This window comes from Halorubrum laminariae (assembly GCF_024494655.1).
In the GTDB taxonomy this organism is placed as follows: Archaea; Halobacteriota; Halobacteria; order Halobacteriales; family Haloferacaceae; genus Halorubrum; species Halorubrum laminariae.
Map to the genome: position 1 here is coordinate 204,462 of NZ_JANHDL010000005.1, position 14,092 is coordinate 218,553.

A 14,092-nucleotide genomic window follows, 5' to 3' on the forward strand; every position below is an offset into this window, starting at 1 on the left:
CCTCAGTCGTCGGCGGAGGCGGGCTCGTCGCCCGCGGGCTCGATGTCGACCTCGATCTCCGCGGCGGCGGCCTTGTACTCGGGGATCTTCGCGCGCTCGTCGAGCACGTCGTTCGTGAGGCGGTTCGCGGAGGCGGCCGCGAAGTGCGGTGTGGTCCAGACGACGCCCTCCTTGATATCCTCGGTCACGTCGGCGCGGACCCGTATTTCCCCGCGGCGCGACCGCAGCGTCACGTCGTCGCCGTCTTCGATGCCGTACCGCTCGGCGTCCGCGGGGTGGACGTCGACGAAGTTCTCCGGGTGCTGCCGGGAGAGCGTGGGCGATCGGCGGCTCATCGTCCCCGTGTTGTAGTGCTCTTCGAGCCGCGCCGTCGTGAGCACGAGCGGGTACTCCTCGTCGGGCGTCTCCTTCGGGTCCTGATGGACGACGCCCTCGATGCGGCCGAGCCCGTCGTCGGTCTCGAACTCGCTCTCGTAGAGGTACGAGTCCCCCTCGTCGCCCTCCTCGTAGCAGGGCCAGTGGATCCCCGTCTCGCCGAGCGCGTCGTAGGTCATTCCGTGCATGATCGGACAGACCTCGCGCAGTTCCTCGAACACGTCCTCGGGGCCGTCGAAGTCGAACTCGCCGCCATCGAACAGCCGAGTCCCCACCTCACAGAGGATATCCAGATCGTGGCGCGTGTTCTCGTGGACCTTGTGGACGCCGCGCATGCGCTGGACGCGGCGGTCGGTGTTGGTGACGGTGCCGCCGCGCTCGGCCCACGTCGTCGCCGGAAGGACCACGTCCGCCAGCTCCGCGGTCTCGGTCATGAAGATGTCCTGGACGACCAGAAAGCCCAGATCCTCGCGGAACCGTTTCTCCGTCTCGTTGCCGTCCGGTTCGCTCATGATCGGGTTCTCGCCCATGACGTACAGCCCGTGGACGGTGTCGCCGATCGCGTGGGAGATCTCGACGTTCGTCAGTCCCGGTTCCGCGGGGATCTCGAAGCCCCACACCTCCTCGACCGACTCGCGAGCCTCGTCGTCGTCGACGAGCTGGTAGCCGGGGAGAACGTTCGGCATCGCGCCCACGTCGCAGGTCCCCTGCACGTTGTTCTGACCGCGCAGGGGATTGACGCCGGTCCCGGGACGGCCGAGGTTCCCCGTGACAAGCGCGAGGTTGATCTCGTTTTGCACGTTGTCGACCCCACAGGTGTGCTGGGACATTCCCATCCCGGTGAAGATGGCGGCGTTGTTGGCCATCGCGTACTTCTCGGCGGCGAGTTCGATGTCCTCAAGCGGGACGCCGCACTCCTCTGCGGCCGCTTCCTTGTCGAAGTCAGCGAGCGTCTCTTTGAGATGGTCGAACCCCTTCGCGCGCTCGTCGACGAACGACTCGTCGATCCACCCCGCGTCCGGCTCCGCCTCGTGCCGTTCGAGGATCGTCTTGAGGACGACGTTCAGCAGGGGGATGTCGGTCCCGGGATTTAACTGGAGGTGCATGTGGCGGTCGGTCTCCTCGATGTCGAACGACCGCGTCGTCTTGTTCGCGTGCGGATCGACTTGGATCACCGTCGCACCCTCCAAGACGGCCTGCCGGAAGTACTGGCTGTTGGCGATCGGGTGCTGTTCGCCGGGGTTCGCGCCCTGTATCCACAGCACGTCGGCCGCCTCCTCCAAGTCGGCCATGCTGTTCGTCATCGCGCCCATCCCGAGGCTGGTTCGCAGCGCCCAGACGGTGGAGGCGTGACACATCCGCGTGCAGTTGTCGACCTGATTCGTGCCGTACCGGCGCGCCAGCTTCTGGATGAGGTAGTTCTCCTCGTTGAACGTCTTCGAGGAGCCGAAAAATCCCATCCCGTCGGGGCCGTGCACCTCGCGAATCTGCTCCATCTCGTCGACGACTCGGGTGAGCGCCTCGTCCCACGTCGCCTCCCGAAACTCCCCGTCCTCTTTGATGAGCGGCTCCGTGAGACGGTCCTCGTGGTCGACGACCTGCGTCGCCGCGCCGCCCTTGATGCAGACGCTCCCCTCGTTGACAGGGGCGTCGCCCCACGGCATAAAGCGCATATCTCCGGGGTCGTCGCCTTCGCGCACCCGGATTCCGCAGCCGACGCCGCAGTATGGACAGATGGTCTTCACCGCGTCGTCCGGCTCACTGGACATCGGTCTCACCGCCGTGTGTGGTCATAGCTCACGATCTGTCGTCTCGGTCCATGAGTGTGTCGGCGGTCACCGTCCCGCGACGACGCTCCCGTCGACCGCGGACCCGCGAATCGGCTATTCGACGACCTCGACGACCGGGTCGTCCGCGGGCCCCTCCGCCTCGACGAGTCGAGTGAGCAGGACCCGGGGCACGTCGGCGCGGTCGACGACCCCCTCAGCGATCTCCCGGGCCGCGGCCGCGTCCGCCTCGTCGTCGACCTTGTTCACGACCGGGATCGCGGTCGCCTCCTCGGGGACGCCCTTCAGACCACCGTCGGGACTCGCGAGCACGGCCGCGACATCCGCGGGTCGGATCGCCTCGCCGAGCCCCCGGCCGGTGATGTCGGCGACGCGCTCCGGTCGATGCACGAGATCCTCCGAGAGCGGCTCGCCCACGACGTGCGCGCTCGCGATCGGGACGACCCTGTCCGCGTTCGCCGGGATCTGCGGCTCCCGGTCGTCGGGCGCTTTGAACTCGCGGAGGCGCGCGCCGTCGGCCTTCACGAGCGTCGCGCCCGGCGCGTCGTCGGCGATCGCGGCGACCGTGTCGGCGTCGTACCCGAGGTAGCGGTCGGACCGGTCCCGCTCGGGTACCAGCCCGAGCGGCCAGTCGTCCGCCCCCGCCTCGGCGAGTGCGGCGAGCGGATCGTCGGTCACTCGCACCGTCGCGACCCGGTCGTCGAATATCGGGATGCGGACGCTAGCGGTCACCACCGGACGATACAGCCGGTCGGCGAGCGCGAACAGCGTCGACTTCTTGCCGCCCGCGCCGACGACGCAGACGGTCGCGTCGCGGGCGTCGAGCGCGGTCGTTAGATCCATCGCGTCGGCGTCACCCATGGCGTCGATTTCGGTCCCCGGAAGCCTCACTCTGGCGGTCGGTCGCGACGCCGACGCCGGCGACCGGATCGACGCGTCCCTGCCGCGCCGGTCGCTCACAGGTCCATGGTCGCAGCAACCTCCCGGACCTCCGGATCCCACACGTCGAGCGCGTGGACCCGCCACCGGATCGGCTCGAACTCGCTCGCGAGGAGGTCGGCGACGACACCCGGATCGGGGTTCCCGCCTCGCGCCAGCGTGACGTGGGGGACGTAGTCGTCGCCTTCGATCCCCTCGATCGGCCCGAAGACGGCACACAGTCGGCGGTGGAGACGGACGAGTCCGTCGCTCTCGATCGTGAGGTAGACCACCGGCCTCGCTCCCGAGGCGGGGGCGTCGAAGGTGTCAACCCCGGTCACCGCGACCCGAAAGGGGGACGTTCCGGCGAGCGGCCGGCGGAGTCGCTCGCGGAGCCGATCGAGCGCGACCGGTCGCGGCGGCCGGGCGTCGTCCGCCTCGACGCCGGCCGGGTCCGCGTCGGGCCCCACCGTCACGTTCTCGTCGGTCCGCTCCGCCACGTCCGCGACGCCGAACCGCTTGCAGACGAGGGTGTGGCGGTCGCGGACGCGATCGAACCCCGAGAGTTTCGGGTGGAGATCGCTCGCGAGTCGCCCCACCGCGAGAGGAATCGGGACGTTGAGGCTGAACACGCCTCAGAGCCGGTCGGTGAGCCGTAACGCGATCAGGACGATGATCGCGACGGCGACGATCATCGGAAGCGCGTCCAACAGCGCGAACGTCAGATTCAACACGATCCCGAGGACCTCCAAGAGAAGCCACACGATCACGAGCGCGAAGATCACCTTCAGGAGGTCGTCAACATCGATGTTTGCGCGGTCCATACCAAAGCGGACGCGGCCGCCGCGGAAAATCCCATCGGCGCGTCGCGGATCACGCGGTTACAAAACCCTTCCCCGCCGACGGTCGAGCATGAGTCTCATCGCGTTCGACTTCGATGGCACGCTCTCGGACTCGGAGATGACGGTTCTGCTTGCCGGGCGTGCGGGCGTCGCCGACGAGGTCGCAGCGATCACGGAGCGGGCGATGAACGACGAACTGAGCTACGCCGAGAGCCTCTACAATCGCGCGGAGCTGCTCGGCGGACTCGACGCGGAAGCGGTCGAGGCCGCCTTCGGCGACGTGACTCTCCGGGCGGGCGCGGGCGACTTGATCGAGCGGCTGCAGGCCGACGGTCACCACGTCGCGGTGCTCACCGGCGGGTTCGAGCGCGGCGTCGAGCGCGCGCTGGCGAAGGCGGGCGTCGAGGCTGACACGATCGTCGCGAACCGGCTGCCGATGTCGGGCGGGAAACTCACCGGTGACGCCGACGGACCGCTGATCGAAGGGACCAAAGACGACGCGCTGGCGGCTCTCGCGGACGACCTCGGTTATCCGATGGAGTCGACCGTCGCGGTCGGCGACGGTGCCAACGACCTCCCGATGCTAGAGGTCGCGGGGCTCGCGGTCGGCTTCGTCCCCAAGGAGGCGGTCCGCCCCGTCTGTGATACCGTCGTCGACTCCATGTCCGGGCTCGGGACGGTGCTCGAAGACCGCGGCGTGCTGTCCGCGTCGGCCTGAGTCGCCGGTTCGACGCGTGCCGACCCGGCCCGAGACGGTCGGTTCGGCGTGTGACGACTCCGCCAGATCCGGCAGAGATAATTTGGGCGGGGAGCTTAACAGCCGTCTGTCCGAATTTCCGCCCATGACCGGTTCGATCGAGGTGGTGCGGTGCTCCCGACGCTGACGTACCTCCAGTTCCACCTCGTTTTCAGCCTCCCGCTGATCGCGGTCCTGTGGCGCGTCGCGCCCCGGTACACCGGGGTCCGTCGCCGCCGCGCGGCCGCCGGGATCGCGGTCCTCGTCGCCATCGCGTACGCGTACACGACGCCGTGGATACACCACATGATCCGTCGCGGCGCGTGGTCGTACGCCGGCGGCGCGGTGCTCGTCCGGGCGCTGTCGATCCCGCTCGGCGAGTACCTCTTCTTCGCGATCCAGACGGTCGCCGTCGCGCTCGCGTGCCACCGACTCGGCTTCGACCCGGCGTACCGCGAGGGCGACTTCGATCGGCTCCCCCGCGCTGTCGGCGTCGCGGTCGGGCTCGCACTCGTCCCGCTCGGGCTGTGGCTCGTCGGGGTCGGCGATCGATTCCTCTACCTCGGCGGTCTGCTCGCGTGGGTCGGTCCGGTGTTCGCGCTCCAGTGGGGCGTCGGCGGCGGCTATCTCGTCCGCACGTCCCGCGTCTGGCTCCCGGCGACGCTCCTGCCTGCGGCGTACTTCTGGGTCACAGACCGGATCGCGATCGGCGTCGGAACGTGGCGCATCTCGACCGAGTTCACGACCGGGGTCGCCGTCTTCGGGCTCCCGATCGAAGAGATGGCCTTCTTCGTCGCGGCCGGCCTGATGACCGTCAACGGGATCGTGCTGTTCGAGTGGGCGCTCGACTGGCGCGACCGGCGAAGCGCGGTCGACGATTCCGTGCTCGGCGAGCCGTCGGACCCAGCGAATCCCACGACGCGCCCGGTCTCCGATCCGATCGACGACAGATGACGGACCCCATCCGTTCCCGGGTCGACCGCTGGTTCGCCCGGTCGCCTGCGCTCGCGCTCGCGGCGCTGCTCCCGGTCGGAGCGGCGACTCCCCTCTTTCCGGTCGAGGTCGGCGTTGCCGTGTTCGCGCTCGCCACGCTTGCAGTCGGGATGGCCCACGGCGCGGTCGACCACCTCGTTCCGCTGCGCGCGGCCGGCGTCTCCCCCCGCCGGTCGTTTGCGGCCGTCGGCGGCGTCTACGCCGTATTCGGCGGGGCAGTCGTTCTGGGATTCGCGGTCGCACCTGTGGCCGCGTTCGTCGGATTCGTCGCACTCACGTGGATCCACTGGGGGCAGGGAGATATCGCAATGCTCGCGCTAGCCGGCGTCGAGCACCTCCCAACAACGGCCGAGCGCGGCCTCGCAGCGGCGGTCCGAGGCGGGCTACCGATGGCCGTCCCCCTCCTCGCGCATCCGGACGAGTACCGGCTTGTCGCCGAATGGACCGTCGGGCTCTTCCTCGCGGACGCGGCCGCGTCGGCCGCGGTCGATCCGCTTTTCGCCCCCGCCGTGCGAACCGTCGTCGCGATTATCATGGTCACGGCGACGTTCGCGTCGATCGGCGCGGGATACGTCCGGGTCCGCGGCGGGGCCGATCGCCGCGGATGGCTCCGCGACGCCGGCGAGGTTGCTCTCCTGTGGGCGTGGTTCCTCCTCGCAGCGCCGGTGTTCGCGATCGGCGTGTACTTCGCGCTGTGGCACTCGCTCCGGCACGTCAGTCGCCTCGTCCTGCTGGACCCGGCGGCCGCCGGCGCGGTCGCGGCCGGCGATCTGCGAGGCGCGCTCGCCCGGTTCGCACGCGACGCCGCGCCGCTCACGCTCGGCGGGTTTCTCGTGGTGGCTGCCGTCGGGCTGGCGGTTCCGCGGGGGCCGGAGGTGGCCGCCGGCACGGTCTCTCCCGGCGACGCGCTCGCGGTGTCGCTCGTCGCCATCGCGGCGCTGACGCTCCCGCACGTCGCGGTCGTCGCATGGCTCGACCGCCGACAGGGCCTGTGGCGCTCGGGGCCGTTCGGGTGAGCGGCACCAGATAATCGGCGCGGCACCCGGCGCTCGCATCGCGATCGGTCGACGCTCACTCCGTCTCGACGCCGATCACGTGTGCGTCTGCGGGATCGAACCCGACGGTCACGTCGCCGGAGAGCGGGTCGCGCGCTCGAACGACGACCTCGCGTCCGCGCCAGTCGAGCGTCATCCGCGTCGTCTCGCCGAGGAACTCCGCGCTCTCGACGGTTCCGGTGAGCCGATTCCGTTCACCGTCGATCCGCAGATCTTCGGGCCGGACGCAGACGGTGAGTCGGTCGCCGGGCGCAGGAGACTCCCCGGCGCGGTCGCCGAGACCGATCCGGAACCGCTCGCCGTCGACGTCGATCCCGACCGGGTCTGAGTCGTCTGCGTCGCCGTTGCCCGTGGGCTCGTCGCGGTCGCCGGCGGCGAGGTCGTCGGCCTCGCCGGTCGCGTCGACGACCCGTCCCGTGAACACGTTGTTGTCGCCGACGAACTCGGCGACGAACCGCGTTGCGGGCTCGCGGTACACCGTCTGGGGCGGCGCGACCTGCTCCGGCGTGCCGCCGGCCATCACGGCGACGCGGTCCGATATCGCCAGCGCCTCCTCTTGGTCGTGAGTGACGTAGATCGTAGTGATTCCCAGTTCGGACTGAATCTCTCGGACCTGCACGCGGAGCCGCTCGCGGAGTCGCGCGTCGAGCGCGCTCATCGGCTCGTCCAAGAGGAGCACGTCGGGCCCGGGAGCGAGCGCCCGCGCCATCGCGACGCGCTGTTTCTGTCCGCCGGAGAGGCTCTCTGGGTCGCGGTCGGCGGCGTCCGGGAGGTCGACAAGCTCTAGCAGCTCCGCGACACGCTCTGCCCGGGTTACGCCGCCGGGCGGATCGGCGAATTTGAGCCCGTACGCGACGTTCTCGCCCACGGTCATGTGCGGGAACAGCGCGTAGTTCTGGAAGACGACGCCAACGTCGCGGTCTTCGGGAGGGACGCCCGCGACCGACTCGCCGCCGAACCGCACCGTCCCCTCAGTCGTGGCCTCGAACCCCGCGATCAGCCGGAGGGTCGTGGTCTTCCCGCAGCCGGAGGGGCCAACGAGGGTGAAAAACTCACCCTCGCGAACTCGGAGGCTCACGTCGTCGACCGCGGCTGTCTCGCCGTATCGCTTGGTGACGCCGTCGAGCGCGACCGCGACCGGGTCGTCGGGGCGGAGGTCCCGTTCAGAGCCCACGGCTCTCACCTCCGAGCCGCTCGATGACGACGAAGCTGCAGCCGGTGACGACGAGCAGGACGACGCCCATTGCGGTCGCCGGTCCGAGCCGACGGCCGATGAAGCGTTCGATGGCGATCGGCATCGTGTACACGTCGCCTCCCGTTGCGAGCACGACCGTCGCGGTGAACTCGCCGATAGAGATGGCGAACGCGAACGCCGCGCCGGCGACGACGGCCGGCCACACGAGCGGCAGTTCGATGTCGCGAAGCGCCCGCACCCGAGACGCGCCGAGCGCGCGCGCCGACTCGACGAGCGACCGATCGAGCCCCTCCAGTCCGGGCGCGACCGTCCGAACGACGAACGGGTAGCCCGCCACCGCGTGCGCGACGACGATTGCGACCGCGCCGGACGCGGTGATCCGCCACCCCGCCACCTCCACGCCGAAGACGAGCCCGCGGAGCAGGCCGAGGCCGACGACGATACCGGAAACCGCGAGCGGAGCCATCGCGGCGGCGTCCACCAACTTCCGGCCGCGGTAGCGGCGCGTCGTCAACACGGCGACGACGACGCCCATCGGCACCGCGAGGAGCGTCGCCCCGACCCCGAACGCGAGCGAGTTGCGGATCGCGGGCCACGGTCGGACCTGAAACGCCGCGCCCGTCTGCTGACGCGCGGCGAGGAAGCGGTAGTGTTCGAGCGTGAGCGCGCCGTCGCCGCCCGTCACGCTCGCGAGGATCATCGACGCGATGGGCGCGAGAAAGACGAGCGCGGCGACGACGACGTAGGCCGCGAGCCCGACTCGCGGCAGCCACTCGCGGGCGGTCGGCGTCGCCGGCAGCAGCGACCTGCGAGGGAGCGGTCGCGCCCCCCGCGAACGGACCGTGTGACGCGCCTCGTACCGGAGGTACGCGAGCAGGACGCCGAGTGAGATGACGAGTTCGACGAGCGCGAGCGCGGCAGCCTCGGCGTAGCTCAGGTCGCGAACGAGCCGGTAGACGAACACCTCGACGGTCGCGAGCTGGAACCCGCCGAGCGCGAGCACGATGGGGAAGGTGCCGAACGTGAACACGAACGTGAGCGCCGCGCCCGTCAGCACCGCCGGGTACACCTGCGGCGCGACCACGTCGACGAAGGCCCGCACCGGCCCCGCGCCGAGGCTCCGCGCCGTCTCGACCGCGCGGGCGTCGACCGACTCCCACGCCGCGGTCGTCACCCGCGCCACGAGCGGCGCGTTGTAGAAGGCGTGAGCGACCACGATCGCTTCGAGCGTAAAAAGCAGGTCGACCGCGGGCAACCCGAGCGCGCCGAGCACCGCGTTGAGGGTCCCGTTGCGGCCGAACGTGGCGACGAAGCCGACCGCGACCATGATCGACGGGAGCACGAACGGCACGATCGTCAGCGACCGGACCGTCCGCCGGCCGGGGAACTCGAAGCGCGCGAGTAGATACGCCGCCGGGAGCCCGAGCGCGACGCTCGCGACCGTCGACAGCGCGGCCTGATACGCGGTGAAGCCGACGATCCCAAGACGTCGGTCCGGCGAGAGGAACGCGCGAGCGACGGCGACCGGCGACTCGCCGGCGAACAGCCGCGCGGCCTCGCCGAAGTAGAAGGGGTCACGCAGCAGCTCGGCGAACACGCCGAGGGTGACGACGCCGTCGACTCGAACCGCCTCGATGAGGACGGTGCCGACGGGGTAGTAGAAGGCGAGAACGAGCGTGGCGCTCGTCGCCACCGCGAGCAGCGTCAACAGTCGCCCTTCGAGGCGGTCGGAGAGGGCTCCCATCACGTCGCGCCGGTCGCGTCGACGGTTGCTCACGGTGCGACCTCAGTTATCGACGAACTGTCGTTCCCACTCAGAGATCCACCCGTCGACCGAGCCCCGCAGCTCGTCGTAGGTGAACGTCACCGGGTCCGCCGGCTCCTGTGCGAGCTCGGCGTAGTCGGCGGGGAGTTCGGCGTCCTCGGTCGCGGGAAACGCGACGTTCCGCTGGGCGATCTCGCCTTGGACTTCCGGTTCGAGCATGAACGACACGAACTCCCGGGCGAGCTCCGGCGTATCGGTCCCGGCGAAGACGGCCATCCCCTCCGGCGTCGCGTACGCCTGATCGTTCAGGAACCGGATCTGGTGTTCCTCGAGGTCTGCTCCCTCCATGTCCGCGAACACTTGGTCGGTCGAGTAGGAGACGACCATGGGTGCCTCGCCGTTGCTCCAAGCGGTGTAGGCATCGTCCCACGACCCAAGCACCCGAACGTCGTTGTCTTGCAGATCGGCCCAGTAGTCGAGGTAGTCGTAGTCGGGGTCGCCGTCCTCGCCCTCGACGGCACCGTCCGGCCCGTCGCCGAATCGGTCGACCGTGTGGAGGAGGAACGCGCGGCCGGTCGCGGACGAGCCCGGATTCTGCGCGATGAGCGCGCCCGCGTGTTCGGGGTCGAGCAGACCCTCGAAGGTCGCCGGGGCCTCGGTCTCGGTCCCGTCGTACACGAGGCTCACGTAGCCGGTGTCGAAGGGGACGGCGCGGTCGAACGGGTCGAACGACAGCCCGTCGCGGACAGTCTCGATCCCCTCGATATCGCCCGCCTCCGCGAACAGTCCGTCGTCGAGCTCGTCGTCGATCCGCACCAGGTCCTCGGTGGTGAGGCCGACGTACACGTCGGCGTCGACGTCGACGCCGGAGTCCGCGCGCTCGATGTAGTGGTTGATCTCGTTGTCGGGTGTCGCCCACTCCAGCGTGGCGTCGAACCGGCTCTCGAACGTCTCCTTGAGCCACTCGCCCGGACTCACCGACGGTGCGTCGATGAAGTTGGTGTACGTCGCGACGGTGAGCGTCGGCGTCTCGTCCTCGTCGTCTGCGTCCTCGCCGTCCGTGCCGTCCTCGCCGTCGCCGCCGTCGCCGCTCCCGTCGTCACTTCCGTCCGATCCGTCCCCGTCGCCGCCGTCGCCTGTCCGCTCGGCACTACATCCCGCGAGTGCGACGGCCCCCGCCGCCCCGCCGAGCGCGAGAACCCGACGGCGGGTGTGCGGTCGGGTGGTATCGCCGGCTGAGTCCCGGCCGGTTGCGTCACGATCGGCGGAGTCACGATCGGCGTCACCGGCGGAATCACGGAGTGCGGAACCGCGACCGTCAGTCGTCGCATCGTCGGTCATTACCGAGTAATCACACCGAGTAGTTATAAAAGCGGTTCGTGTCGTTCCGAGACGAGCGCGACGAGCGTCGCGGTCAGCCGCTCAGAAGAACCCCTTGACCGCGTTTATCACGCCCCACGTCACCTGCTTCACGACCTTCCCGTCCTCGCCGGTGATGACGATCCCCTCCACCGTGCCGTTCGTTCGCTCACCGTTCCGAACGCTCTGGACGAACCCCGGCACGGGGTTCTCGCTCGTCGCGAGCGACTCCGCCGTCTCGCGAGTCATGAGCATCTTGAGGTCCGCGTCGTCGTTCCGCGACTGTTCGAGTTCCGTGATCGTCCCGTCGCTGGCCATCCGGAAGGAGAACACCACGTCCGTCTCGACGATGTAGACGTTGATCGTGTTCCCCTTGATCCGGTTGAACACCTGTCGCTCGGCGGTGCTCATCTCGGCTTCGCCGATGAAGTTGTTGTACTGCGACTGCATCCCCTCCATGTCGTCGAAGAGGTCGTCGGCCCACGCCGGCTGGTCGGCCGACTGGCCGTCCGACTGCGCCGCGACGGACGCCCCGCCGCCGACGAGCGCGACCGCGACGAGGAGCGCAACCCCGATCCGAACGATAGTTGATGCCATACGGCCATATCGCGGCCGAAGTATTTGGAGATTTGGGCATCGCGTAGGAAATCACACCGCGTGACCGGAATTCACGGGGACAGACAGCTATTTGCACGCCGACGGTCTCCCGTCGGCATGGACGAGACGACGGTCAGATTTCTCGGCACCGGCGACCCGCTCGGCACCGGCGGACGGCTCCAGACCAGCATCCACGTCGACACCGGTTCGACGCGCCTGCTCGTCGACTGCGGGGCGTCGGCGCTCTCCGAGATGAACCGCTACGGGTTGGACCGCAACGAGATCGGGACGATCCTCCTCACTCACCTCCACGGCGACCACTTCTGTGGCATCCCCTTCTTCGTCCTCGACGCCCAGTTCGCCTCCGAGCGGACCGAGCCGCTCACGATCGTCGGCCCGCCCGGCACCGAATCGCGGGTCACAGACGCGATGGAAGTGATGTTCCCCGGTCTCTCTGAAGTCGATCAGGCGTTCGAGATCGAGTTCATCGAGATTGAACCCGGAACGGCGACGAACGTCGACGGAATCGAGGTGCAGCCGTACCCGGCCGATCATCCGAGCGGCGACCCCTCCTACGCCCTCCGCGTCGAGGTCGACGACGCGACGATCACCTACTCCGGCGACACGGCGTGGGTCGACGACCTCGTCGACGCCGCCGCGGGCGCGGATCTGTTCGTCTGCGAGGCGTACGCCTTCGACGCCGACATCCCCTATCACATGTCGTACACGACCTTCCGAGAGCACGAGCCCGATATCGACGCCGACCGGACCATTCTGACGCACATGAGCACCACGATGTTCGATCGCCTCGACGAGGTCGACCACGAGTGCGCGACCGACGGGATGACCGTCAATATCTGATCGGGATCGACCCGCGAGGGCGGCTGCGAGATCCGAGCGAAGACGACTACGACCTTCGGACGAAGACGACTACGAGGTCCGAGATCGACCGGTTTAATCGCCGTCCGCCACTCCGGCTCCGTATGAGCCATTTCCCCGAGTTCGAGGTGATTCCCGCGGTCGACGTGCAGGACGGCGAAGTCGTCCAGCTGGTCGGCGGCGAGCGCGGCACTGGCAAGCGGTACGGCGACCCCGTCGAGGCCGCGGAGCGCTGGATCGACGCGGGGGCCGAGACGCTCCACCTCGTCGACCTCGACGGCGCGTTCGAGGGCGATCGCGTCAACGCCGACGCGATCGAAGCGGTCGTGGAGACGGTCGGCGGCGCGCGGGACGGGGATACGGACAGCGACGGCGCGGTTGGCCTCCAACTCGGCGGCGGCATCCGCACCGCCGCCGACGCCCGCGACCTCCTCGATCTCGGACTCGACCGCGTGATACTGGGCACTGCGGCGGTCGAGTCGCCCGAGATCGTCGCTGCGATCGACGAGACCCACCCCGACAGCGTGGTCGTGAGCCTCGACGCGAAAGACGGCGAGGTCGTCGTGAGCGGGTGGACCGAGGGGACCGGCCTCGACCCGGCCGAGGCGGCCGCGCGCTACGAGGATCTCGGGGCGGGCGCTATCCTCTTCACGAACGTCGACGTGGAGGGCCAGCTGGCGGGGATCGACCGCACCGCGGTCGAGAATGTCGTCGAGGCGGTCGACATCCCGGTTATCGCCTCGGGCGGCGTCGCGTCGATCGACGACGTGGTCGCGCTGAAGGCGGCGGGCGCGGCCGCGGTCGTCGTCGGCACCGCGCTCTACGAGGGGGCGTTCACGCTGCGAGCGGCGCAGGCGGCCGCAGACGACGCCTGATCACTCCTCCGGCCGTTCGATCCGTCTTAGCGAACTCCTACGCGACACTCTCCCCACCCGCAATCCCCTTAAGAGTGCCCGCCGACGGTGGGGTATGAGCGACCACGACCGCGTCGCGGCGGTCTCCCGCGAGACGGCCGAGACGACGATCGACCTCACCCTCGCGATCGACGGCGACGGCGACAGCGAGGTCGACACCGGGATCGGCTTTTACGACCACATGCTCGAATCGTTCGCGAAACACGGGCTGTTCGACCTGACCGTCGACTGCGACGGGGACACCCACATCGACGACCACCACACCGTCGAGGACGTGGCGATCTGCCTCGGCGAGGCGTTCGACGAGGCGCTCGGCGACAAGCGCGGAATCCGGCGCTACGCCGACCGACGGGTCCCGCTCGACGAAGCCGTCGCGAGCGTCGTCGTCGATGTCGCGGGGCGGCCTTACTACGAGTTTACGGGCGAGTTTTCGCAGGAATCGATCGGCGAGTTCACGAGCGTCATGGCCGACCACGTCGCGCTATCGTTAGCGCACAACGCGGGGCTCACGCTCCACGCCGAAATCGAGCGCGGCGACAACGCCCACCACGAGGTCGAGGCGCTGTTCAAGGCGCTCGCGCGCGCGCTCGACGACGCCACCCGGCTCGACGAGCGACGGAGCGACACGCCGAGCACGAAAGGGGAACTGTAGTCGGCCGGCCGACGCAGGCAACGCG

General features: G+C 69.4%; 14 protein-coding genes. 6 read left to right on the forward strand and 8 right to left on the reverse strand.

The genetic code is table 11. The annotated features are described in order from the left end of the window. Positions 1-2 precede the first annotated feature (2 nt). The 4 genes from fdhF to NO887_RS11100 form a co-directional block, all read right to left on the reverse strand. Positions 3-2,144 (reverse strand): formate dehydrogenase subunit alpha, encoded by a 2,142-nt coding sequence (gene fdhF, locus NO887_RS11085; RefSeq protein WP_256418351.1) that lies wholly within the window; start codon positions 2,142-2,144, stop codon positions 3-5. A gap of 114 nt (positions 2,145-2,258) precedes the next feature. Continuing rightward, entirely contained in the window at positions 2,259-3,005 is a 747-nt protein-coding gene (yqeC, locus tag NO887_RS11090) for a selenium cofactor biosynthesis protein YqeC (protein ID WP_256418391.1), read from the reverse strand. Between the two features lie 113 nt (positions 3,006-3,118). Continuing rightward, the gene (locus NO887_RS11095) at positions 3,119-3,712 is read right to left on the reverse strand and encodes a 2'-5' RNA ligase family protein (RefSeq protein ID WP_256418352.1); all 594 of its coding nucleotides are present in this window, start codon (positions 3,710-3,712) and stop codon (positions 3,119-3,121) included. A gap of 3 nt (positions 3,713-3,715) precedes the next feature. Continuing rightward, positions 3,716-3,904 (reverse strand): DUF7554 family protein, encoded by a 189-nt coding sequence (locus NO887_RS11100; protein ID WP_256418353.1) that lies wholly within the window; start codon positions 3,902-3,904, stop codon positions 3,716-3,718. A gap of 88 nt (positions 3,905-3,992) precedes the next feature. On the opposite strand from NO887_RS11100, the gene serB reads away from it, so the two are divergent. The 3 genes from serB (at position 3,993) to NO887_RS11115 (ending at position 6,667) form a co-directional block, all read left to right on the forward strand. Continuing rightward, positions 3,993-4,640, forward strand: coding sequence for a phosphoserine phosphatase SerB (gene serB / locus NO887_RS11105; RefSeq protein WP_256418354.1), 648 nt, complete (start codon positions 3,993-3,995; stop codon positions 4,638-4,640). Between the two features lie 150 nt (positions 4,641-4,790). Beyond that, on the forward strand, positions 4,791-5,612 hold the full coding sequence (locus tag NO887_RS11110; RefSeq protein ID WP_256418355.1) for a lycopene cyclase domain-containing protein: 822 nt from the start codon (positions 4,791-4,793) through the stop codon (positions 5,610-5,612). Next, complete coding sequence (locus NO887_RS11115; protein WP_256418356.1) at positions 5,609-6,667, forward strand: Brp/Blh family beta-carotene 15,15'-dioxygenase; 1,059 nt, start codon at positions 5,609-5,611, stop codon at positions 6,665-6,667. The genes NO887_RS11110 and NO887_RS11115 overlap by 4 nt, the downstream gene beginning before the upstream one ends. Before the next feature lie 55 nt (positions 6,668-6,722). On the opposite strand, the gene NO887_RS11120 is transcribed toward NO887_RS11115, so the two are convergent. The 4 genes from NO887_RS11120 to NO887_RS11135 form a co-directional block, all read right to left on the reverse strand. Beyond that, on the reverse strand, positions 6,723-7,880 hold the full coding sequence (locus tag NO887_RS11120; RefSeq protein WP_379812167.1) for an ABC transporter ATP-binding protein: 1,158 nt from the start codon (positions 7,878-7,880) through the stop codon (positions 6,723-6,725). Beyond that, a complete protein-coding gene (locus tag NO887_RS11125) occupies positions 7,870-9,645 on the reverse strand; it encodes an ABC transporter permease (RefSeq protein WP_256418392.1) in 1,776 nt (591 codons plus the stop codon). Before NO887_RS11125 ends, NO887_RS11120 begins: the two co-directional genes overlap by 11 nt. A gap of 42 nt (positions 9,646-9,687) precedes the next feature. Next, the gene (locus NO887_RS11130; RefSeq protein ID WP_256418358.1) at positions 9,688-11,007 is read right to left on the reverse strand and encodes a thiamine ABC transporter substrate-binding protein; all 1,320 of its coding nucleotides are present in this window, start codon (positions 11,005-11,007) and stop codon (positions 9,688-9,690) included. A gap of 81 nt (positions 11,008-11,088) precedes the next feature. After that, positions 11,089-11,622, reverse strand: coding sequence for a hypothetical protein (locus NO887_RS11135; protein WP_256418359.1), 534 nt, complete (start codon positions 11,620-11,622; stop codon positions 11,089-11,091). Between the two features lie 117 nt (positions 11,623-11,739). On the opposite strand from NO887_RS11135, the gene NO887_RS11140 reads away from it, so the two are divergent. From NO887_RS11140 to hisB, 3 genes are all read left to right on the forward strand, one after another. Beyond that, a complete protein-coding gene (locus NO887_RS11140; RefSeq protein WP_256418360.1) occupies positions 11,740-12,483 on the forward strand; it encodes an MBL fold metallo-hydrolase in 744 nt (247 codons plus the stop codon). 122 nt (positions 12,484-12,605) lie between these two features. Further along, a complete protein-coding gene (hisA, locus tag NO887_RS11145; protein WP_256418361.1) occupies positions 12,606-13,376 on the forward strand; it encodes a 1-(5-phosphoribosyl)-5-[(5-phosphoribosylamino)methylideneamino]imidazole-4-carboxamide isomerase in 771 nt (256 codons plus the stop codon). A gap of 94 nt (positions 13,377-13,470) precedes the next feature. Next, positions 13,471-14,067: an imidazoleglycerol-phosphate dehydratase HisB gene (hisB, locus tag NO887_RS11150; RefSeq protein ID WP_256418362.1), complete on the forward strand. Its 597-nt coding sequence runs from the start codon at positions 13,471-13,473 to the stop codon at positions 14,065-14,067. Positions 14,068-14,092: the final 25 nt, after the last annotated feature.